A 20,311-nucleotide genomic window follows, 5' to 3' on the forward strand; every position below is an offset into this window, starting at 1 on the left:
TATCACCCGATTATTGAGACACGGCCGAGGAACTCGACGAAGTACATGAACACCCACAGCAGGCCGATCAGCACGAAGTAGAAGGCGACCAGCGCCGCTGTTCCCTTCGGGTCGTACTCGTCGTGGCCCAGTTCGACAGCCGGTTCAGTTTCCGCAGCCTCTTCGACCGGTTCCGGACCGGTCGCCCGCCGCAGCTCGCCACCCTCACTCGTCTGTGGCGGCCGCCCGCTCTGGCGGCGCCGCATCGCGAACGCGAACAACAGCGGCGAGAAGAACGCCAGCAGGACCGAGCCCGAAAGGAGCCACTGCGGGCCGGAGAGTTCGATACCGCCACCCTCCTGTCCGCTTCCGCCGCCACTGCCACCACTGCCACCGTCAAGTGGGCCGCCGACAACGACGGCGCCCTTCATGCCGAGCGACTCGTGAGGGACACAGACGTACTTATACACGCCCATCTCCTCGAAGGTGTAGCTGTATGTCGTTCCGGCTTCGCTGACGGGGTCGCCCGAGTCAAGCGGGCCGTCGCCGTCAGAAACGACGTTGTGGCCGCCGCCCTCGCCGGTCCAGGTCCAGGTTACCTCAGTCCCGGGTGTCACCCGGACCGCCGGCGGGTCGAAGGCGAACGCGCCGTTGTTGCCCTGCGCGCCGACCGATATCTCGACGCTATCGGCGTCGGTTCTGTCGACTGTCGTTCCGTCGTAGTTCGAAACGTCGTCGAACCAGCCGCCGTAATCCGGGTTTGCCGGCGGTCCTTGTTGCTGACCGCCGCCATCGGAGTCGCCGCCGCCGCTGCCACCGGACCGGACGACGACTGCGCCTTTCATCCCGAGCGCTTCGTGGGGAACACAGACGTACTTGAACATCCCCTCCGACTCGAAGGTGTGGCTGTAGGTCGTTCCGGCTTCGCTGACGGGATCGCCCGAGTCAAGCGGGCCGTCGCCGTCAGAAACGACGTTGTGGCCGCCGCCCTCGCCGGTCCATTCCCAGACAACCTCCGTTCCCGGATTGACCATCACTGCCGGCGGGTCGAAGGCGAACGCGCCGTTGTTGCCCTGCGCGCCGACAGTGATTGTAACGGTGTCCTGTCCTCGCTGGTCGACGGTCCCGTCGTAGTTCGAAACGTCGTCGAACCAGCCGCCGTAGTCCGGTTCTTCCTGTGCTGTCGCCGTGCCGGTCGCGGCCAGCGCCGCTGTCCCGGCTGCGGCACCGACGAACTGTCGCCGACTCAGCGCCATCGTCGCACCCCCACCGCGTCGTGCGAATCTGGCAGCTGGCTGCTTCTAGCTTCGTGCCGTACCATATCTGGGAGAATAGCAGATCACCTAAAAAAACCCCTGATGGTGTTTTCAGCCGGCAGGAACGACCCGTTTCTTTTTATAACCCCTCTAACGTACGGCCAGGTATGTCTGCGTCAAGCCCTCGGATCGTAACGTTGCTGGCGCTGCTCGGGCTCGCGCCGGTCGCGTACTACATGCAGGGAACCGGGCGCTCCATCGTTGCACTCTCGCTGGTCAGCGTCGTCATCATCGCCGGCAGTCTGTTCTGGATGACACAACCAACAGAGTCGAGTACCGTCTGATATGCAGTTCGGGACGGCGGGGCTGAGTTCCGGTGAGACGGCCGGCCTCGCGGCGTTCGTCGGGCTTGGACTCGTAGGTAGCGTTCACTGCCTCGGGATGTGCGGGCCGTTAGTCACCACCTACGCCGACAGACTCGACGACGGCGGGCCGGTGTCCGGCCACGAGATACGCCAACACGCGCTGTTCAACGCCGGCCGGACGCTGAGCTACGCGCTCGTCGGGACAATTCTCGGCGCTGCCGGGGGCGTCCTGTACGACGTCGCCGGCCTGGCACGCCTCGGGACCGTCGTCCGGGGCGCCGTCGGGATTTTCGTCGGACTCGCTATCATCACCGTCGGCATAGGGTATCTCTCGCGTGGGCGCGCCGTCGATGTGGCCCGGTCGCTGCCGCTGGTCGGGGACCTGTTCCAGCGCCTTTCTGCGTCGCTCGTCGCCAGGGTCGACAGATGGGTCGACGGTCCGGGGATGGTCGCGCTGGGCGCGATGCACGGGCTGCTCCCCTGCCCGCTGCTCTACCCGGCGTTCCTGTACGCGTTCGCGACCGGCTCCGCGCTCACCGGCGGGCTCTCGCTGGCCGCGCTCGGTCTCGGGACGTTTCCGCTGGTGTTCGCCTACGGGACCGCCTTCGGCACGCTGTCGCCGGGCCATCGCGCGACGCTGCACCGGGCGCTCGGTGTGGTTTTCATCGCGCTGGCGCTCGTTCCGCTATCGAACGGGCTGGCGGCGTTCGGCATCGCCATCCCGAAACCACCCCTGCCGATGCCCTGGACATGACCCACTGTACGCTCTGTGACCTGCCGGTCGAGACGCCCGTCACCGACGACGCCGTGGAGGGGACGTTCTGCTGTCGCGGCTGTCTGGAAGTCGCGCGAACCCTTGACGACCCGGCGACGGAGACCCGCGATGCAGCCGACACTGGACCCGATCCGGACGACGCCGACGGTGAAACGGCTTTCCTCTCCGTCGAGGGGATGCACTGTGCGACCTGCGAGACGTTCCTGGAAGCACGGGCCACAGACCACGAGGGCGTCGCCGCCGCGGCCGCCAGCTACCCGACGGGGACGATGAAACTCACCTACGACGCCGACGCGCTCTCGGAGTCGGACCTCGCGGACGCGGTGGCCGGCACCGGCTACGACGCCAGCCCCCAGGCCACGGAGACCGACGACGAGTACGAACTGGAGGGGCGTCTCATCGTCGGCGGTTTCTTCGGGATGATGACGATGCTGTGGTACGTCCTCTTTCTCTATCCGGCCTACCTCGGTGTCGACCCGTCCCTGTTGCTGTTCGACCCGGCGGGGGAGGCGGGGGATTACCTGCTGTGGAACATGGCCGTCATGACCGGCGTCGTGGTCGGCTACACCGGGTGGCCGCTGCTCCGCGGGGCCTACGTCAGCCTCCGGGCTGGCCGTCCGAACATGGACCTGCTGGTGGCGATGGCCGCTGTGACTGCCTTCTTATACAGCGTCGTCGCTGTCGTCTTGGGACACACAGAGGTGTACTTCGACGTGGCGACGGTCATCGTCATGGCAGTCTCGGTCGGCGACTACTATCAGGACCGGGTCCGGCGGCGCGCGCTGGACCGCCTCACGGAGTTCACGACACAGCGGGCCGATAGTGCCCGGCGACGCACCGACGGGGGTCATGAGGAGGTCGACGTGGGGGCGCTGTCGCCCGGCGACGAAGTCGTCGTCCGCTCCGGCGAGCGAATCCCCGTTGACGGGACCGTGCTCGAGGGGACCGCTGCCGTCGACGAGTCGCTCGTGACTGGGGAGTCATTGGCCGTCCGGAAGGCGGACGGCGATGGGGTCATCGGGGGGTCGCTGGTGACCCAGGGCGGCGTCGTCGTGCGCGTCGGGCCGGACGCCGAGAGCACCGTCGACCGGCTCACGAACCTGCTGTGGGAGGTCCAGAGCACTCGTGGCGGCGTTCAGCGGCTGGTCGACCGCATCGCAGCCGTCTTCGTCCCGCTGGTGGTCGTTCTGGCCGTGCTCGCCACCGGCGGGCACCTCGCCGCTGGAGCGACACCCACGGACGCGATGCTGACCGGGCTGGCGGTGCTCGTGGTCTCCTGCCCCTGCGCGCTGGGGTTGGCGACGCCGCTGGCGACCGCGGCCGGCATCCGCCGGGCGCTGGACGGCGGGACCGTCGTCACCGGCGACGCGGTGTTCGAGACGGCGACCGACGCGGACGTGGTCGCCTTCGACAAGACGGGCACGCTGACGACCGGCGAGATGGAACTGCTGGAGCGGGCCGACGAGCGGGCGATGGCCAAGGCGGCCGCGGTCGAGCAGTTCGCGGAGCATCCCATCGCCGAGGCAGTGACGGACGCCGTCCCGGTACCGGATGCGGCCGTCTCCGGGTTCGAGCAACACCCGGGTCAGGGCGTCAGTGCGACGGTCGACGGGGACCGGGTTGTCGTCGGGACGCAAGCGCTGTTCGACGACCTCGGGTTCGACGTGCCCGCCGGCCTCCGGACCCGGTGTGAACGTGCGACCGATAACGGGCGCGTCCCGGCGCTCGTCGGCTGGGACGGCGAAGCGCGGGACGTACTCGTTGCGGGGGACAGGCTCCGCTCGCACTGGGAGTCGGTCGTCTCGACGCTCGCCCAAAACCGTGACGTCGTCGTCATCACCGGCGACCGCCCCGAGGCTGCCACCCCGTTCGAGCGCCACGACGGTGTCGACGAGGTGTTCGCCGGAGTGCCGCCCGAAGCGAAAGCCGAAGTCGTCGAGCGGTTGCAGTCCCGCGGGACCGTCGCGATGGTCGGCGACGGGAGCAACGACGCCCCGGCGCTGGCTGCCGCCGACGTCGGCATCACCATGGCGTCGGGCACGTCACTGGCCGCCGATGCGGCCGACGCGGTCGTAACGACGGACGACCTGCGCGCCGTCCCTGACATGTTCGAAGTAACGACCGCGACCCGCACGCGGGTCCGCCAGAACCTCGCGTGGGCGTTCTGTTACAACGCCGTGGCGCTCCCGCTGGCGCTGCTCGGCGTCCTGAACCCGCTGTTCGCGGCCCTGGCAATGACGGCCAGTAGCCTGCTCGTCGTGGGGAACTCCACGCGGACGCTCGCGGGAACTGCCTCACACAGCGAGGCGAGTTCCGAGAGCCCGGCCACGCCACAGCAACCGGCCGCGGCCGACTGACACTGTGGTGTCGATTGATCACATGCTATCGATCACCGCAAGTGCCTGCCATTTGGTATCACGTCTGAAACAGATTTAATATATCACCGGTTCAGGCTACACGTACGTCGCTTTCACCGACGTGGTGACCCATGACCTACGCTATTCCCGTTCCCGCGCCAACGTCGTTCGCTCGCTGGCTGTACAGCGGGCGGTCGGCCATCGAACGTAGCCTCGACGCTACGGTCGAGTATGCACCCCTTATCGGGGAACGGGCTGCCGCGGACACCCGCTCGGTGAAGATTCCGTTCGTGGCACCGTAGACTGGTTCGCCGCCGTGGGACCGGCGTCCCACTCACGGACGCCGCACTGCGGCGGCGATTCGATCCGGCTCACTGTCGAGCGGTGAGGCTCCGCTTCCCGGTCGGCCCACCGGCTCAGATAGGTTCACACCGTCCGGTGTGGCCTGTCGGCGTGTCGGGACTCGCCCCGGAGCCTGTACTGTGCCGTGTAGCTATCTCGCTGTCCAGCCGTCGGGTTCCCCATCGTCCCGGTGTGGGAATCCTGGACCGGCCCCCGGGCCGGACGTACGCGCCCGCCACCCGCGCAGTCCCCGACCGACGCGACTCGATTGGTGAGTGCCCTCCCGGCCCGGTTCGACTCCGGCCGTCGGCGTTATGTCGCTGCAGGCGACCCCCCCGACCGAGGTATCGGCCGACGTATCACTGCGCGTCCCGCGTGGCGGGTCCGAGACCCTCGAAGCCGGTGTCGCCGGCGTCCTCGCGGCCGTCGACGGCGTCGAAGACGTGGCCGTCGACCGCGTGACCAGCGTGCGGCCCACCTGGACCGACATCCGGGTCGACGCCGACGTGTCGCTGACGTTGCGCGTTGACGCTGAACGGAACACCGCCGATGGCCGCACCGAACTCCTGCGAGAGGGGTTCGGCGTGATGGCGGTCAACGGCGTCGACGTGATCGGTGACGCGTAAGCGCAGCCCTCCAACTCGTCCCGTCTCTTGCCTCCCTGGAATCACCAGGCGGAGCCGGGTTCCCGCCCGGCGCAGGTTCGGCTCCTGCCGGGAAATCATTCATGATGCATAGAACCTACCTCGCCGCTGTCATCGACAGGCGGCGACGCGACTCGAAGAGCCGAGCACAGTCACGCCGCACCCGGCGGCTGTAACCGCTGGGACCGGTTGCAACAGTTTCCGCCCTCGGACCGGTCTGTTGGCACTGTGTGGCCGAGCCTGTAAGATACTGGAGCGTGAAGTAGTCCGTATGACGGTTCACACGTCCGACGACCGGTGGCTCGATGCCCCCGTTGAGACGGTGTTCACGTTCATGGACGAGCCGTCGAACCAGGCGGCCGTCACGCCGAGCCTTACCCGTGCCGAACGCATCGAGCGGCTGCCAAACAGCGGAAACCGCGCTGCGTACGAGTACAAAATGTTCGGAATCACCTTCACCGGTGAGGTCCGTGCCTCGACGTACAAGCCGACCGAGCGTATCGTTTACGAGATGAGCGGCGACCTGACGGGCCGGATAGCCTGGCGGTTCGAACCGGAGCGCGGGGGCACGCGGCTCACATACGCGGCCGAGTACGAGGTTCCCGGGCCACTCCCTGAGGTTCTCCTCGCGCCGCTTATCCGCTGGTACAACCGCCGGGAGGTACGGCGGCTTCTGGAAAACGTCGCCGAGGCAGTCGAAGGGGAGGAGCAAGTCGTCGCCAGGTCGCTGTGATAACCTCGCTACTCGTCGGTCCAGAGCGCGTCCGAGAGCGTCCGCTGGACCGCTTCCTCGCCGACGGCCGTGGCGAGCGTCTCGAACCCGTTGCGCTCGACGGGGTCGTTCGCGTTCGCGACGAGGCGGGAGACGATGAACTCTGGTGTGGATCTCCCGACAGTGCCAAACCGGGGCTGATAGTCGACCTGTAGTTCGAGGTCCTGATTCAGCCCTTCGGCGAAGATGCCATCGACACGGGCCTCGGTGGGCAGCGGTTCGAGATCGTCCGCGAGGTGAGTGACGAACACGCCCAGCGCGTCGCGGTCGACGGTCAGCGTCACGAGTCCGTGGAGGAGATCGGCGGCGGAGCCGGGCTCGGTGATAGCCTCGAACTCGTCGACGAGCATCAGCGTCCGGTCGCTCTCGGTCAGCGGCGGCACGACCGAGCGCAGCGTCGATTCGAGGACGCCGGCGTTGAACGACGCGTGCCGGCGGTGGAATACGACGGTGTCGACGATACCCACCTCGGCGGTCTCGGCGGGGACCGGCAGCCCCATCTGGGCCAGCAGTTGCACCTGACACAGCGTCTCCAGCAGGGTCGTCTTCCCGCCGGAGTTCGCGCCGGTCAGGACGGCCACCCGGTCGCCAGTCGGCGGCTGGTTCGCCCGATCCAACTCTAGCGTGTGGTCGCCGATAGCGTAGGTGACCGGCTGGACGCTCTCCACGTCGGCGATGGTGAGGTTCCGGGCCTGTTTCACTGCGATAGTCTTGCGGTCCTCGACGAAGGTGGGTCGCGTCAGGTCGAAGGCGATGGCGAAGCGGGCGAGCGAGACGGAGAAGGCGATGTCGTCCACCGCCTCGACAGCGGCGTCGATGTCCTCACGCGCGTCGGCGAGGTCGTCTTCTAGCCGGTCGGCAACGGTCTGCTCGCGCTCCTGTACGTCGCTTCGGAGCGTATTCCGGAGTTCCCGGAGCGCCACGTCGACGAAATCGCGCGCGTCTGTCGCCTCGCGGGGCATCGCGTCGCGGACTCTGGCAGCGTCGATACCCGTCTCGCCCGTGACGTGCCGGACGAGCGCGTCCTGGAACTCGTCGGGCCGCCGCGCGCCCTCCTGAACGGCCTCGACGACCTCCATCGATGCCGCTGCAAGGTCCTCTATTTGCCCGAGCTGGTCGCGCAGGCGGTCGAGTTCCTCGTCGGCCCCCTCACCGACGGACTCCCCGTCACCCGCGAGGCCGGCGAGTGCCGCCCGGCCAGCCGTCAGCGACTCGCCGTCGAGGGCCGCTAACGGCTCGAACACGCCGCTCTCGACGCCAGTGTCCCGGAGTGCGAGCGCCACGTCGACCGCGGCCAGTTCACCCCCGTCAGCGTCGTACGCGTCGAACCCGTCGAGAACGGCCCGCTGGTCCGCCTCCGAGAGGTCGGCCCACGTATCCCGCGCTTCGAGCACGTCGTCCAGCCGCTCGTCCATCGCCTTGCGGGTCGGTAGCGGCGTCAGCACCCGGATGCTGTCCGCCGCGTCCGCCGTGACCGCGTACTCCTCGGCGAGGTCCAGCAGTTCCTTGTACACGTCGCGGGTGTCCCTGGTGGCGAGCAGGTCCATCGACTCGGCCCCGGTCGCCCGCCGGAGGATGCGCGTCGCTCGCCCCCGAGAGAGGCCGGCCGTGGTTAGCGCTCGTGTATCCGCCGACTCGATGGCCTCGATGGCCCGCTCGACGCCCAACTCCTCGGTCAGCAGTTCGGACGTCTTCGGGCCGATGCCCCAGTACTCCTCCAGTCGCATGCACGGGTGGAGAACGGCGGCCCGCTTAGGCGTTTTCAGTTGTCGGGCTCGTCGTCGTCGATACCGAAGCGCTCGTGTAGCGGCCCCGGCTCTCCGCGGGCTTGCCGGTCAGCCCGCCGGGCGGCGCGACGCGCGATGAGCGCGCCCAGTGCCGCCGGAATCGCCAGACCCAGCGACACGAGCGCGGTCCGCTCCGAGACGACTGACGGGCCATCCGACAGGAGGACTTCGTAGCCGACTGCGAGCACGACGACGGCCACGCCGGCGACGACGAGGTACAGCCCCCGGGCCAGCACCTCACTGGGATTACGCAGCCGCGAGAGATACGCGGCCGGACCGAGCCAGCCGGCCAGCAAGACGCCGACGGCCACGAGAAGCGAGAGATCGCCGACGAGGATGACGACGGCGTACAGCACGAGCGGTGCGATAGCGACGCCGAGCGAGAGCCCCGTGAGCGTGACGGCCCACGTCGGCGCACCGGAGTCCATCGACTCAAGCGTCTCGGTCAGGCGCTCGTCGAGCATCTCGGCCTGCTCGTCGGTGAGCAGCGACGCGTCGCAGTGCGGGCAGGTCATCGCTGTGGGCTCCAGCGGCTCCCCACACTCCGGGCAGGTCGGGTCCGACGCCTCGCGCCAGTCGGCCATACCACCCGTTAATTGTGAAGCGGCTTGAGTTACCCGGCGGTCGCTGATTCTTTCGACCAAATTTCACCCTGAAGTTTATACGACGTGACGGGCGAATTGCACAATACCAATGAAAGACGTGCTCTCCAGAATCGGCATCGGGTCGGCCACAGTAGATACGATTCTACCGACAGACACCGTCAGAGCCGGCGACTCAGTGCAGGCCGAGGTCCACGTCGAGGGCGGATCGACGGACCAGGATATCGACGCGGTTTACTTCGCGCTGGAGACCGAATACAAGTCCGACGAGGGGTACAAGGACGCAATCATCGATCAGTGGCAACTCACCGAGCCGTTCACTATCGAAGCCGGCGAGGAACGCCGCTTCGAGACCACTATCGATATTCCCCGGGAGACGCCGGTGACCACGCGCTCGACCTCTGTCGAAATCGAGACCGGCCTCGACATCTCGCTGGCGGTCGACCCCGGCGACGAGGATTACATCGAGGTCGAACCGACCCACCGCACGCAGGCGGTGTTCGACGCGCTGGATTCGCTCGGCTTTACGCTGCACTCGTCGTCCTGTCAGGCGACGGCTGGGAGCCTGTTCACGACTTCGGCGAGGTTCGTTCAGGAGTTCGAGTTCCGGCCCCAGCGCGGCGAGTTCGCCGGCACGGTCGACGAGGTCGAAATCGTCCCGGTGTTCGACGACGACCTGCTCACGGTGTACGTCGAGGTCGACCGCAGCGCCGGACTGCTCTCGGAGGTGACCGACGCTGACGAGCGACACACCGAACTCACCGTCGACGCGCCCGACCCCGATGCTATCGAGCCACGACTCGCGGAGGCGATTCGGGAACTGAGTTAGTTCGCCGTCACGTCTCAACCCCAGAACGACTGCGTGCGCGCGTACTCCCGCTCCTGCCGGAGGATGTCCCGGTAGAATTCGTCTTCGTCCTCCCGCAAGCGGTTGATGATGCGGGCGGCGTTGTGGGGCCCGACCCCGCGGGCGGCCAGCGCGACCACCGCCCGCTTCCCGTGGCTCTGGACCAGCGAGGCCGAGCGGTAGGCTCGTTCGGTCATCTTCTCCTGCTCCTCGTCCTTGTCGTCGGTCCGGACGGCCGAGACGACTTCCTCGGCCCACGGATTCAGCGCGGCGATGCGGGTCGAGCCACACTGCGGACACGACGGCTGATCCCGCACGCGCTTGACCTGCTGTTTGCGGTCCCACTTCTTGCAGTGCAGACACGCGAGGATGACGCGGTCACTCTGGATACGCTCCTTGACGGTTTTGATGACGCTCGCGTCGGCGTTCTCCGGTGAGAGGAGTTCCCGCCCGGAGGAACTGCCGCCAGTCCCGATTGGCGTGTGTTCGCCCACCGTTTCCAGCGCCACGTCGCCGCGCTGGATATCCCGGAGGAGGTCGGCTGTCGCTTCGATAGCGAGGTCCTCGTGGCGCACCTCGCGCAGGGCTTCGTCGTACATCGGCGTGTCCTCAAGCGCTGCCAGCAGGCGGTCGCGGCCGAAGTCCGTCGACCCGCGGCCGCGCCAGCGCTTGAGCGAGCCGAACTTCGTCGCCACCTGCGCGAGCTTGAACTTCAGCGCGTCGGCGTTTTTCAGGCTGAGTTCGATCAGCGCCGGGAGGTGGTCGGGGTCGGTGTCCTCGATGACTTCGATGACGTCGCCGGCGGTGATCCGCCGCGGGACTTCCAGCGTAATCCGGTAGGGGTCGACGTCCATCGCGACCGACGAGCCGGCCCGCTGGCCGAGCAGCGCCGAGAGGATTCGCCCCAGTGTCTCGTTGATCTTGTGCCCGTAACAGGCGTTGACGATGACCTCCCGGCCGTGGAATTCCACCACGATGGTCGTGTCATCGGGAATCGGTCCCTCGTGCTTTTCGACCTGTGAGAGGCCGTCGGCGACGGTTTCCGGGCCGGCGGCGTAGCGGGTGGCTACGTCTCTGGCGACGGCATCGGTGTCAGCCCCGTCCTGCAGTTGGCGGCCCGCCACGCGGCGGAGTTCGCCGACCTCCGCGGCGACGGCTCTCGGGACTGGAATCTCCTGGCCGACCCAGGAGGGGACCTCGCCGGCGGGGTCCTCGATAGGCGAGACGGTCACGACCTCCTCTTCCTCGTCGATGTTCGTGATGCGCCACATCTCCCCGCGCTGGACGAACACCTCGCCGGGCGTGGCGAAGTTGACGACGAACTTCTCGTCGAGGGTTCCCACTTGCTGGCCCGAGGCCACGTCCTCTACGTCGTATGTGGCCTCGTCGGGAATCATCGAGAGGTTCTGGTAGAAGTACTGCCAGGTGCCGCGGCGTTTCTCCAGAGTGTCCCGGTCCTCGTCGAGCCAGATGACGTTGTTCGCCGCGAGTTCCTCGACGACCTGCTTGAACTGGGCCTCGTCGAGGTCCCGGAACGGGTACGCGCGGGTCAGTATCTCGAAGGCCCGCATCGCCCGGATTTCGCCGGAATCCATCACCAGTCCGGCGATCTGATTGGCAACCGTATCGAGGCTGCCGTCGTGGATCTCGGCCGGTTCGACGTCGCCGGCTTCGGCCTGTCTCGCTATCGCCAGCGCCTCCAGCGTGTCGTCAGTGTCGGTGGTGACAACCGTACCAGAGGAAACGAGGTCCCGACGGTGACCGGCACGGCCGACCCGCTGGACGAGACGGGAGACCTGCCGGGGGCTGCCGTACTGGACGACGTGGTCGACGTGGCCCACGTCGATACCCAGCTCCATCGAGGAGGTACACAGCAGGGCGTCGAGGTCGCCGGCCTTGAAGCGGTCCTCCACGTCGATGCGGGCCTCCTTCGACAGCGAACCGTGGTGGACGCCGAGGTCGGTCCCGAGTTCCTTGAACCGCGAGCCAAGCGCCTCGGCGGTCTGTCGAGTGTTGACAAACAGCAGGACAGATTCGTGCTCATCGATGAGGTCCGCGATGAACCGGACGTGGCTGGCCGTTCCCGCGTCGGTGACGAGGGAACTCGACAGTTCCTCGTCTCGGTCAGTAATCTGGGGCCGGACCACCTCGATGTCCAGCCGGCTGCCGATGTCAACTTCCACGATGGCACACGTGCGGCCGCCGGTGAGAAACCGGCCGACCTCGTGTGGGTCGCCGACGGTCGCCGAGAGCCCGATCCGCTGGAACCGCCCGGACAGTTCGCGAAGTCGTTCCAGACCGACCGTCAACTGCGCGCCGCGCTTGGCCGCGGCGAGCTCGTGGACCTCGTCGATGACGATATGTTCGACATCCTCCAGCGCAGTTCGGAGCTTCGACCCGGTGAGCATCGCCTGGAGCGTCTCGGGTGTGGTCACGAGCACGTCCGGCGGGTCGTTGGCCTGTTTCTGGCGCTGGTAGTCCGTCGTGTCGCCGTGGCGGACGTCCACTTCGAGGCCGAGCGTCTCGCCCCACCAGTCGAGGCGCTGGCGCATGTCGCGGTTCAGCGCCCGGAGCGGGGTGATGTACAGCGCGCCGATGCCGAATCGGTCCTCGGCCTCGGCCAGTGCGTCGAAGACCGGCAACATCGCCGTCTCCGTTTTCCCGGTTCCGGTCGGGGCGACCACCAGCGCGTCCCGCCCGGCGGCCAGGGTCGGAATCGCCTTCCGCTGTGGGTCGGTCGGCGTCGTGAAGCCACGCTCGGAGAGCGCACTGCGGACGGCCGACCCGAGCGCAGTGAAGGCGTCATCGCCGCGAGCGACCCCGTCAGTCATCGCCCCTCTCTAGCGACTACACCGGGTTAAACACGTTGTGTCACCCCCTCTCGTACGCCGTCGGTAAAGGCACTGCGAGCGTTGCGGGGGAGCGATGGGTACAGCCTTATGTCGTTGCCCAGAGATATGTGGAGCTATGACGAACACATCTGCCCCTTCGGCCGGTGATGGCCTGTGAATACGCTCGACGAGATCGAACGGGCGGTGAAAGATACGGCGCATTACGTCAGCGGTAACCTGGCGAACTACGCCAACAGATCGGCCGGTGAGAACCCCAGCGGGGAGCAACAGGTCGGTGGCGACGTGTGGGCCGACGACCTGTTTTTCGACGCGCTCGCGTACATCGACGGTATCGGCGCGTACGCAAGCGAGGAGCGTAGCGACGTGGTCGACTGCGGTGAAGGCTACAGCATCGCTATCGACCCGCTCGATGGCTCCTCGAACCTTGCCTCGAACAACTCCGTGGGGACGATAATCGGCATCTACGACGCCGAGCTGCCGGCGAGCGGGCGTTCGATGGTCGCCTCATTGATGGTGCTGTACGGCCCATACACGACGCTGACCATCGCACGGTCCGACCGCGAAGTCGTCCAGGAGCACCTCCTCCGGGACGGTCACAGCGAGCGCTGGGGCCAGTTCGAACTGCCACCGGAGGCCACAGTGGTCGGCTTGGCGGGCAAGACCGGCGAGCGAAGCGACGAGTTCAACGACATCGCGCAGTCCTTCGAGCGGGACCTGAAGCTCCGCTACGGCGGCGCGACTGTCGCTGATCTGGCGCAGGTGCTCGAATACGGCGGCCTGTTCGGCTATCCGGCGACCTCGGGGTATCCAGACGGCAAGCTCCGGGTCCACTTCGAGTCAGCGCCGCTCGCGTACCTCGTCGAGGCGGCCGGCGGGGCCTCCAGCGACGGCTCGCAGTCCTTACTCGACGTCGAACCGGACGGTATCCACGACCGGACGCCGACGTTCCTCGGCAACACCGAACTGGTCGACGAGCTCGAATCGGAACTTTCAGAGACCTAAACGGGTCCAGACCCCCCGATCAGACCTGCTGGTAGGCCCCTAACCGCGTGCCATCGAGCAGGAACGCCTCGGCACCCGCCATCCCCCCGGGCAGGAACGGAGCCAGGAACTCCTGGCCGTCGACGTTGATCCACGTCCCCCCGGAGCGGTCGTTAAAGGCCGGGAAGACGACGATATCCGGTGGGTCCTCGACCGGCTGGTCGAACTGTTCGGAAAAGGGGTCAGCCACCAGCGAGCCGCGAAGCCAGGCCCGCTCCTTCTGTGTACCGCCGACGCTGTCCTCCAGCCGGACGACTGGGTGTTCGTGACCGACACAGACGACATCAGCCGTGAGCACGTCCGGCGCGGGCCAGGTGTGGCCGTGGGCGAACCCGACAGCGCCGATGCGCGTGCCGTGTCCCGGCGTCACTTCGACGTCGGCGTCGAGGTCGGCCAGGACCGGCTCTAAGCTGCCGTCGTGGTTCCCTTTCACCAGTGTCACGGGCACATCCAGGGCGTCGAACAGCGTTTCGAGTTCCGCACGCTCGTCATCAAACGGGTCGCCGATAGCGTGGCCTAGATCGCCGACGACCACCAGCCGGTCGGCGCGAGCGCGCCGCAGGCATGTCAGCAATTGCTCCCGGCGGTCCTCGGCGGCTGGTTGGAGTTCGACGCCCTCGTATCTAAGCCCCGCCTCGATGCCGGCGTGGTAATCGGCCACCGCCAGCAGTCGCTCCCCGTCGGTGTCAACGGTAGCCGCTGGAACGCCGGGAAGCGGTTCGACACGCATCGCTCTCGTATTGGCCGTCTGGCGAGAAAAGCACCGCGGCTCGCTTCCGAGTCGGTCTCGGAAGCGGCTGTGAACCGCTGTCCGTTCTATATCGGCGTGAGCTTCCCGTCGTCGGGCTCGTAACACCGACCGCCCATCAGGGCGTCCTGAATGGCGTCGTCAACCGCATCGGCGTCGGCCCCGTAGCGGTCGACGACCGCCGTCAGCAGTTCCTCGCGGTCGGCCCCGCTGCCGTCGTCGAGTTCGTCCATGACCTCCATGACGGCATCTTCGAGGTCAACGTCCTCAGCGGGCACGTCCTCACCCGCGGACTCGCCGGCGGTCGTCTCGTCGGCTCCGGCGTCTGTCGCGGTCTCGGGTGTTTCGGCGGGCGCGTCGCTCGTGGCCGCGTCGGCGCTTGGCTCGGGGGATTCGTCGCCGGCCGGTGCGCCGGCTGATTCGGGCGCGGGCTCGGCGTCGGCGGCGGCAGCCGGCGCGCCTTCCTCGGCCGCGTCGGCCAGGTCTTCGGGGTCCGGCGTCTCGATGTCGGCCTCACCGGGCTCGTCGACTTCGGTCCCGCTCTGGAAGTCTGTGCCGTACTCCTGCTCAATCTCCTCGCGCTCGTCGTCGTCCAGTTCGAACTCCGGATCGAACTCGCCGAGGTCCTCGTCCGCGTCTGTCGCCGCTGTGTCGCTGTCTGGGGTCGTCGACGTAGCTGTCTCCGGCTCGGCGGCGTCAGAGTCGCTCTCCTCCAGCGTCTCACTGCCTGACACACCGTCGGTCCCGGACGACTGTTCCGCCTCGCTCGGTGACGCGGCCGTAGTCGACGTGTCGGGTTCGGTGTCCACCGTTCCGGTTTCCGAAGCCGAAGTCGCCTCTGAGGCCTCCGGTTCTTCATCGATGGCCGTTTCAGCCGCGGTGTCCTCGGATGCCGTCCCGGCTGCCGGTTCTGCTGCTGGCTCGTCTGTGGCCGTGTCGCTCCCTGTCGTCTCAGTCGCCGTCTCATCGGCTGCTGTCTCCGTCGCCGGTTCGTCAGCCGTCGTGTCTGCGCCTGTCTCGTCCGTCGTCGCTGCCGGCGTGGAAACGTCAGTATCGAGGTCGAGGGAGGCGAGCAGCGGAATCGGGTCGTCGGTCCCGTCGCCCGGCGATAGCGACAACCCTTCCGCTTCATCCGTGTCGCCGGCGACGACGCGAGCGGCGTCGAGCGCCGTCGTTCGGAGCGCGTCGAGGTAGTCGCCGGTCGTGCCGTAATGATCCAGCGCGAGCGTGATGCCGGCCGCGGCGCTCTCGTCGATGCCCTGGTCCAGCAGCGCGAGGCGGAGTTCGTCGCCGGCCAGGCCGGCCTGTTTCGCGCTGGCTATCTGCCCGATGCGTGAGACAGTCTGCTCGGCGGCCTGGACGACCCAGCGGTCCCGCGTGTCCGCGTCGACCTCGCTGATACTCTCGGGTCGCACCGAGGTGAACACCCGGTCGCTGTCGTCGGGCTGGAAGGTGCGGGCCTTGCCCGTGACGGCGACGAACATCGGCGGGTCGGCGGCTTCGAGGAAGGCCAGTTCGTCCGGCTGGTACTGGCCGGCGTAGATGACGAACGGCCCGGTCGGGTCCACGACGCGGGCACGGAGCACGTCGTCGTTGACCTGTTCGAGTTCGGTGAGGACACCGACGAGGAACAGTCGGTTGATCCGCGCACCGGTCGGCGTGACGACGTAGTTCGGCGCGCGCTCCTCGTCGGACTCGGAGTACGAGAAGTCGGCGTCGTCGAACTCCGCGGCGAACAGCCGATGAGCGACCTCCCGGCGGCCGGGGCCGCTATCTCCGGATTCGCTCATGCGTCTGCCTCCTTGAGGAGCGTCTGCGCACGCGCCGCCGGGTCGTCGTCGGCCTCGGTAAAGGTCGAAGCGGTGAGGTTCGCGCCGTACTCGTCGACCGACAGCGACCCGCGGACGACGTACTCGCGGCCCACGATGCGGTCACTGATGCGCTCGGCGACCACTTCTTTGTCCATCGCATCGCGGGCGTGCTCGCGGGCGTCGTCGAGGTCGCCGCCGTACACCCTGGCAGTGAGTTCGTCGTCAAGCACCGCGGTAACGGTGTCGGTGCCGTCGTCGAGGATGGCCTTCGTCCGCAGGTCGTCCTCGCCCTCGACAGCGCCGTGGGAGCGGCACTGGCCGTTCTGGATGACGCGGCCACACTCCGGACAACGCTCGATGAGGCCGGAGCCGTCCCGCACCTCGATGACGTTGCCGGCCAGTTCCACGTCGAACAGGCCGCCGCTCTCGACGGCCTCGCGGATCGACAGCCGCGGAGCGTCTTCGGCCACCTCGACCGTGCGGTCCAGCGCGGTCACCGTCGAGAACTCCGAGACGTTCACCGATGGCGCGCCGCGGAACTCGCGGACGAACGTCTCTTCGAGGCGCACGGACGCCCCTTCCTCGATTTCGTCGTGGGGCTCCCAGTCGGTGAAGGGGAGCCGGCCGCTCTCGTCGCCGAGGACGCCGCTGAGAATCGTCGTCTCGCCGTCGCGGCCGTCGATGACCTTCTGCTCGCACTCCAGCACCTGCACCTCCACAGTGATGCCGCGGTCACCCGGCGCGAGGTCCTGCAGCGCGGCGCGGCCGCCGACCTCGTAGTCGATGTCGAGCGTCTCGTCGACGACTTCCGGGTCGGTGCTGTCGCCCAGATTGAGCTCCGGTTGGCCGTCCCATTCGCGGACGCCGGCGTTGCCGAGCCGGACGGTCTGGCCGGGCTGGAGGTCGCCCGAGAAGCCGTCCCAGGCCGTGTAGGATATCTTCCCCGTCTCGTCGGCGAGTTCGCCCTCGCGGATGACGTGCTGTTCCCCGTTGTACTGGATGGACCGGCGACCCGACGTGAGCACCACGGCGGTGACTGTCACGTTGGAGTCGTCGGTCGACACCTCGCTGATGGCCTTGCTCGACGGCGTGCCGTCGCCGCCCGAGCCGCTATCGCCGTACTTCCGTCTGAGGCTCTGCTTGGCCTCGTCCATCGGGACGGAGTAGTTCACGAGGTTCTCCAGGTCGCGTGTGACCTCCTCTTTGTCAACACCGAGGTCGGAGGCGAGCTCCTCGGCATGGTCTTCGAGAGACATCGACTGACGGTTCGACGGGAGCACTCAAAAGCGTTTTCGGCCAGCCGCGCGCGACACGCCCGTTCACACCTGGACAAAATCGCCCACAATTCTTATTTATGATACTGTAATCTCTCAGCATATGGGCGTTGACCGCGTCGGAACGTATCGAACGGCCAAAGAGTCCGCTATTGGAGATATTCGAACAGTCGGAGTGTATGATATCGAATCTGATAATGAAGGCAGCCTACCGGGGGCCTGACTGTGGGCAGTATGTTCGGGTCGAAACCGTCTGAGGCCCACGTCATCTGGCGGAGCGGTCGGAACAACGACGGCAAGAAGAAGTTCGATTTCGAGTATCTGGAGCTGTGGGCCGCTCATTTCGGCGTCGACTTCGAGCAGTGGACCCGCGTCGACCACGACCGCGGTGACGAACCCCGCGAGCAGTTCGCCTGCGTGTTCCGCTGGTCGAAAAGCGGCGGGCAGGAACTCTCCGTCGGTGACGAGGAGTGGACGATGGGCTCCCAGCGCAAGCCCCGCACGTTCATCGAAATCGACGAGGAAGGGATGGTCAGACTCCGGGGCTGGACCACCGAAACAACGCTCGACGTCGAGGAACTCGTACTGAAAAAGACGGTTCTGAAGCTGAAAACCGCCGACGGTACGGTGAAGAAACTCGACGTTCGGAAGCTCTCGAAGCGCCCCGAAACAACGTCCTCCTGACTGTAACCCAAAAGCCGTTTGACGTGTCGCCGGCACGAACGAGTATGCACGTCGTCGTCAACGCCGCCATGAGTGTCGACGGGAAGCTCTCCTCCCGCCGCCGCGAACAGATCGCTATCTCCGGACCGGACGACTTCGACCGCGTCGACCAGCTCCGAGCCGACAGCGACGCCGTGATGGTCGGCGTCGGCACAGTTCTCGCCGACGACCCCTCACTGACCGTCGACGATCCTGACCGCCGCGCCGCCCGGGCTGAACGCGGCGACCCGCCGAATCCCGCTCGCGTCGTCGCCGACTCCAGAATCCGGACGCCGCCGGACGCCTCGGTCCTGGACGACAGTGCCCAGACCTACCTCCTCGTCAGCGAAGCCGCGCCGCCGGACTTCATCGAGGAGATGGAAGACGCCGGCGCGTACGTCATCGCTGCCGGTCAGGACCGGGTCGACCTCACGACGACGCTCGCGAAACTGGAGGGCGACGGTATCGACCAGCTCATGGTCGAAGGCGGCGGCGAACTCATCTTCGGCCTGTTAGACGAGGCGCTGGTCGACGAACTGTTCGTCTATATCGGCCCGAAAGTCATCGGCGGCCGGGACGCCCCGACGCTGGCCGACGGTGACGGCTTCATCGAGGACTTCCCGGAGCCGGAGCTGGCCGGCGTCGAACGGGTCGACGACGGCGTGGTGCTTCACTGGCAGTTATAGGAACTGTCGAGCGTCGAAATCAGTGGTCGTGGCCGGTCAGCTCGGCGAAGGACTGGCCGAAGCGCTCCTCGAACAGCTCGCTCGTCTCTTCCTCGAGCGCGACGATCTGCTCGTCCGGCTCGCCCTGGGCGTGGTGGACGGCGCTGTGAATCCGCTGGGTCATGCCGAACATCGCGATGTCGCCGACGACCTGCGGGTCCGTCTCGTCCGGCGACTCTCGGAGGATGTCCACGAGTTCGCTCGGGACTGTGAGTTCGTCGGTTTCCTCGCCATCGTCGATAGTCAGCGTGACAGTGTTGGTTGCCATGTCATCGACTCCGGGGGCTGTCCTAAAGGGTCTGTGGATGTGGGACTGACGGCGGGACTCAGTACCCCAAGTAGATCGCGAGTCCTTTCAGCACCCCATAGACGACGGCGACCGTAGCGCCGAGGTAGAGGGCCACTGTCTTGAGCAGCCCCCAGGGAATCAGCCCGCCGTTCTCGCCCACTGTGAGCGTTCCGGCTGTGGTGAATCCAACGGTGATTGTGAACTCGCCTGTCTGGTTCGCACGGTACCGGAACGCAATCTGGTCTGCGGTCCCACCTGCAAGGGTGACGTTGCGCTCCTCAACCGGAGTGCCGTCGACTGAGAGCGTGACGGATTGGCTCTCTGTTTCGTTGCCGTCGTTTCTGACGGTAGCGTTGACGGCCACCGCGCCACCGGGCGGTACCTGTGTCCGGTTCAGTTCGGCGCTCGTGACTCGGAAGCGGTCTCCCTGGCTACGTCCCCCGGTGGCTGTCGCAGTCGAGGCCACTGACTCTCCTTCTGTATCCGACGCTGCTTGTGTAGCCGCTGATTCGGTGGCGTCGGGAGACGAACTCTCTGTCCCACCCGAGCTAGGTGACGCCGTCGCCGCGGCAGTGTCGGTTTCCGAGGGGGTCTCTGTCTGCGTCTCGACAGCGGTCTCCGTTTCGGTCGCGGTGGCCGTTTCGGTCGCGGTGGCGGTTTCGGTCGGCGTCTCGGTTGGCGTCTCCGTTTCGGTCGGTGTGGGCGTCGGTGTGGCACCGCCAAACGTTCCGCCTGGGAAGGTAAGATCAAGCCGCTCGACCTCTCCCTGCGGGTCCGGATCAGTCTCCTCGGCCTCCGGGCCGTCGGCGCTATCGACGTGGAACGTGACCGTCGAATCGATGTCGCTGCTGACCCGTAGTTTGTCCGCGGTGGCCTCGGAACCGCCGTACTCGCCGGCAGTGTCGACGGTTATCGAGTCCTGAACTTCGCCGTTCGCCACAGCAACGATAGTCGTTCCCTCAGGAGCCGGCGTTCCGGTGCTGGACTCAGCAGCCCCGTAGTACGCGTTCGGCGCGGCTGTCTGAGCAACCGAGAGTCCGACACTGGCTCCGGTGACAACTGCGAGTAACACGACCAGCGCGACGGCGACCCCTCGTCGTGGATTGAATCGTTGCGACCCGTGCGTCATAAGCAAGTCCAACA

At 66.9% G+C, this 20,311-nt stretch carries 19 protein-coding genes; 10 read left to right on the forward strand and 9 right to left on the reverse strand.

From position 1 onward, the window contains the following. Positions 1–2 precede the first annotated feature (2 nt). Entirely contained in the window at positions 3–1,235 is a 1,233-nt protein-coding gene (locus ACOZ4H_RS09070; RefSeq protein WP_424328969.1) for a halocyanin domain-containing protein, read from the reverse strand. A gap of 167 nt (positions 1,236–1,402) precedes the next feature. Here ACOZ4H_RS09070 and ACOZ4H_RS09075 point away from each other — a divergent pair, with 167 nt between their 5' ends. From ACOZ4H_RS09075 to ACOZ4H_RS09100, 6 genes are all read left to right on the forward strand, one after another. Next, the gene (locus tag ACOZ4H_RS09075; RefSeq protein WP_424328970.1) at positions 1,403–1,579 is read left to right on the forward strand and encodes a hypothetical protein; all 177 of its coding nucleotides are present in this window, start codon (positions 1,403–1,405) and stop codon (positions 1,577–1,579) included. 1 nt (position 1,580) lies between these two features. Beyond that, the gene (locus ACOZ4H_RS09080; protein ID WP_424328971.1) at positions 1,581–2,354 is read left to right on the forward strand and encodes a sulfite exporter TauE/SafE family protein; all 774 of its coding nucleotides are present in this window, start codon (positions 1,581–1,583) and stop codon (positions 2,352–2,354) included. Then, positions 2,351–4,732 carry a heavy metal translocating P-type ATPase gene (locus tag ACOZ4H_RS09085; protein WP_424328972.1) on the forward strand — a complete coding sequence of 794 codons (2,382 nt, stop codon included), beginning with the start codon at positions 2,351–2,353 and terminating at the stop codon, positions 4,730–4,732. Before ACOZ4H_RS09080 ends, ACOZ4H_RS09085 begins: the two co-directional genes overlap by 4 nt. A gap of 131 nt (positions 4,733–4,863) precedes the next feature. After that, positions 4,864–5,034, forward strand: coding sequence for a hypothetical protein (locus ACOZ4H_RS09090; protein WP_199722474.1), 171 nt, complete (start codon positions 4,864–4,866; stop codon positions 5,032–5,034). Positions 5,035–5,388: 354 nt separating this feature from the next. Further along, positions 5,389–5,700: a hypothetical protein gene (locus tag ACOZ4H_RS09095; protein ID WP_424328973.1), complete on the forward strand. Its 312-nt coding sequence runs from the start codon at positions 5,389–5,391 to the stop codon at positions 5,698–5,700. Between the two features lie 289 nt (positions 5,701–5,989). Further along, entirely contained in the window at positions 5,990–6,451 is a 462-nt protein-coding gene (locus tag ACOZ4H_RS09100; RefSeq protein WP_424328974.1) for an SRPBCC family protein, read from the forward strand. Between the two features lie 8 nt (positions 6,452–6,459). Here the strand turns inward: ACOZ4H_RS09100 and ACOZ4H_RS09105 are convergent, their stop codons facing one another. Together ACOZ4H_RS09105 and ACOZ4H_RS09110 are read right to left on the reverse strand one after the other, a co-directional pair. After that, positions 6,460–8,217, reverse strand: coding sequence for a MutS-related protein (locus ACOZ4H_RS09105; RefSeq protein WP_424328975.1), 1,758 nt, complete (start codon positions 8,215–8,217; stop codon positions 6,460–6,462). A 35-nt stretch (positions 8,218–8,252) separates the two neighbouring features. After that, positions 8,253–8,861: a zinc ribbon domain-containing protein gene (locus ACOZ4H_RS09110; RefSeq protein WP_424328976.1), complete on the reverse strand. Its 609-nt coding sequence runs from the start codon at positions 8,859–8,861 to the stop codon at positions 8,253–8,255. Positions 8,862–8,970: 109 nt separating this feature from the next. Here ACOZ4H_RS09110 and ACOZ4H_RS09115 point away from each other — a divergent pair, with 109 nt between their 5' ends. Continuing rightward, complete coding sequence (locus tag ACOZ4H_RS09115) at positions 8,971–9,708, forward strand: sporulation protein (RefSeq protein ID WP_424328977.1); 738 nt, start codon at positions 8,971–8,973, stop codon at positions 9,706–9,708. A 14-nt stretch (positions 9,709–9,722) separates the two neighbouring features. On the opposite strand, the gene ACOZ4H_RS09120 is transcribed toward ACOZ4H_RS09115, so the two are convergent. Continuing rightward, positions 9,723–12,557: a DEAD/DEAH box helicase gene (locus ACOZ4H_RS09120; RefSeq protein WP_424328978.1), complete on the reverse strand. Its 2,835-nt coding sequence runs from the start codon at positions 12,555–12,557 to the stop codon at positions 9,723–9,725. Between the two features lie 174 nt (positions 12,558–12,731). Here ACOZ4H_RS09120 and ACOZ4H_RS09125 point away from each other — a divergent pair, with 174 nt between their 5' ends. Further along, the gene (locus tag ACOZ4H_RS09125; RefSeq protein ID WP_424328979.1) at positions 12,732–13,580 is read left to right on the forward strand and encodes a class 1 fructose-bisphosphatase; all 849 of its coding nucleotides are present in this window, start codon (positions 12,732–12,734) and stop codon (positions 13,578–13,580) included. Positions 13,581–13,599: 19 nt separating this feature from the next. Here the strand turns inward: ACOZ4H_RS09125 and ACOZ4H_RS09130 are convergent, their stop codons facing one another. The 3 genes from ACOZ4H_RS09130 to ACOZ4H_RS09140 all read right to left on the reverse strand — a co-directional run bounded on the left by ACOZ4H_RS09130 (position 13,600) and on the right by ACOZ4H_RS09140 (position 17,434). Then, positions 13,600–14,349 carry a metallophosphoesterase gene (locus ACOZ4H_RS09130; protein ID WP_424328980.1) on the reverse strand — a complete coding sequence of 250 codons (750 nt, stop codon included), beginning with the start codon at positions 14,347–14,349 and terminating at the stop codon, positions 13,600–13,602. Positions 14,350–14,435: 86 nt separating this feature from the next. Beyond that, positions 14,436–16,157, reverse strand: coding sequence for a hypothetical protein (locus ACOZ4H_RS09135; RefSeq protein WP_424328981.1), 1,722 nt, complete (start codon positions 16,155–16,157; stop codon positions 14,436–14,438). After that, positions 16,154–17,434: a Single-stranded DNA binding protein gene (locus tag ACOZ4H_RS09140; protein ID WP_424328982.1), complete on the reverse strand. Its 1,281-nt coding sequence runs from the start codon at positions 17,432–17,434 to the stop codon at positions 16,154–16,156. Before ACOZ4H_RS09140 ends, ACOZ4H_RS09135 begins: the two co-directional genes overlap by 4 nt. 243 nt (positions 17,435–17,677) lie before the next feature. On the opposite strand from ACOZ4H_RS09140, the gene ACOZ4H_RS09145 reads away from it, so the two are divergent. Both ACOZ4H_RS09145 and ACOZ4H_RS09150 read left to right on the forward strand, forming a co-directional pair. Beyond that, positions 17,678–18,136, forward strand: coding sequence for a hypothetical protein (locus ACOZ4H_RS09145; protein ID WP_424328983.1), 459 nt, complete (start codon positions 17,678–17,680; stop codon positions 18,134–18,136). Between the two features lie 44 nt (positions 18,137–18,180). After that, positions 18,181–18,840: a 2,5-diamino-6-(ribosylamino)-4(3H)-pyrimidinone 5'-phosphate reductase gene (locus ACOZ4H_RS09150; RefSeq protein WP_424328984.1), complete on the forward strand. Its 660-nt coding sequence runs from the start codon at positions 18,181–18,183 to the stop codon at positions 18,838–18,840. Between the two features lie 19 nt (positions 18,841–18,859). On the opposite strand, the gene ACOZ4H_RS09155 is transcribed toward ACOZ4H_RS09150, so the two are convergent. After that, the gene (locus ACOZ4H_RS09155; protein WP_049919156.1) at positions 18,860–19,147 is read right to left on the reverse strand and encodes a DUF7545 family protein; all 288 of its coding nucleotides are present in this window, start codon (positions 19,145–19,147) and stop codon (positions 18,860–18,862) included. Between the two features lie 58 nt (positions 19,148–19,205). Further along, entirely contained in the window at positions 19,206–20,297 is a 1,092-nt protein-coding gene (locus ACOZ4H_RS09160; protein ID WP_424328985.1) for a hypothetical protein, read from the reverse strand. Between the last annotated feature and the right edge of the window lie 14 nt (positions 20,298–20,311).

Origin of the sequence: Haloarcula amylolytica (genome assembly GCF_049705545.1) — an archaeon.
GTDB classification, from domain to species: domain Archaea; phylum Halobacteriota; class Halobacteria; order Halobacteriales; family Haloarculaceae; genus Haloarcula; species Haloarcula amylolytica_B.

What these genes read in the sequence shown, in the direction of transcription:
- ACOZ4H_RS09100 (WP_424328974.1), top strand. Translation starts at nt 5,990, where the DNA reads ATGACGGTTCACACGTCCGACGACCGGTGGCTCGATGCCCCCGTTGAG.
- ACOZ4H_RS09095 (WP_424328973.1), top strand. Translation starts at nt 5,389, where the DNA reads ATGTCGCTGCAGGCGACCCCCCCGACCGAGGTATCGGCCGACGTATCA.
- ACOZ4H_RS09075 (WP_424328970.1), top strand. Translation starts at nt 1,403, where the DNA reads ATGTCTGCGTCAAGCCCTCGGATCGTAACGTTGCTGGCGCTGCTCGGG.
- ACOZ4H_RS09070 (WP_424328969.1), bottom strand. Translation starts at nt 1,235, where the DNA reads ATGGCGCTGAGTCGGCGACAGTTCGTCGGTGCCGCAGCCGGGACAGCG.
- ACOZ4H_RS09115 (WP_424328977.1), top strand. Translation starts at nt 8,971, where the DNA reads ATGAAAGACGTGCTCTCCAGAATCGGCATCGGGTCGGCCACAGTAGAT.
- ACOZ4H_RS09105 (WP_424328975.1), bottom strand. Translation starts at nt 8,217, where the DNA reads ATGCGACTGGAGGAGTACTGGGGCATCGGCCCGAAGACGTCCGAACTG.
- ACOZ4H_RS09090 (WP_199722474.1), top strand. Translation starts at nt 4,864, where the DNA reads ATGACCTACGCTATTCCCGTTCCCGCGCCAACGTCGTTCGCTCGCTGG.
- ACOZ4H_RS09140 (WP_424328982.1), bottom strand. Translation starts at nt 17,434, where the DNA reads ATGTCTCTCGAAGACCATGCCGAGGAGCTCGCCTCCGACCTCGGTGTT.
- ACOZ4H_RS09080 (WP_424328971.1), top strand. Translation starts at nt 1,581, where the DNA reads ATGCAGTTCGGGACGGCGGGGCTGAGTTCCGGTGAGACGGCCGGCCTC.
- ACOZ4H_RS09085 (WP_424328972.1), top strand. Translation starts at nt 2,351, where the DNA reads ATGACCCACTGTACGCTCTGTGACCTGCCGGTCGAGACGCCCGTCACC.
- ACOZ4H_RS09130 (WP_424328980.1), bottom strand. Translation starts at nt 14,349, where the DNA reads ATGCGTGTCGAACCGCTTCCCGGCGTTCCAGCGGCTACCGTTGACACC.
- ACOZ4H_RS09135 (WP_424328981.1), bottom strand. Translation starts at nt 16,157, where the DNA reads ATGAGCGAATCCGGAGATAGCGGCCCCGGCCGCCGGGAGGTCGCTCAT.
- ACOZ4H_RS09160 (WP_424328985.1), bottom strand. Translation starts at nt 20,297, where the DNA reads ATGACGCACGGGTCGCAACGATTCAATCCACGACGAGGGGTCGCCGTC.
- ACOZ4H_RS09155 (WP_049919156.1), bottom strand. Translation starts at nt 19,147, where the DNA reads ATGGCAACCAACACTGTCACGCTGACTATCGACGATGGCGAGGAAACC.
- ACOZ4H_RS09110 (WP_424328976.1), bottom strand. Translation starts at nt 8,861, where the DNA reads ATGGCCGACTGGCGCGAGGCGTCGGACCCGACCTGCCCGGAGTGTGGG.
- ACOZ4H_RS09150 (WP_424328984.1), top strand. Translation starts at nt 18,181, where the DNA reads ATGCACGTCGTCGTCAACGCCGCCATGAGTGTCGACGGGAAGCTCTCC.
- ACOZ4H_RS09120 (WP_424328978.1), bottom strand. Translation starts at nt 12,557, where the DNA reads ATGACTGACGGGGTCGCTCGCGGCGATGACGCCTTCACTGCGCTCGGG.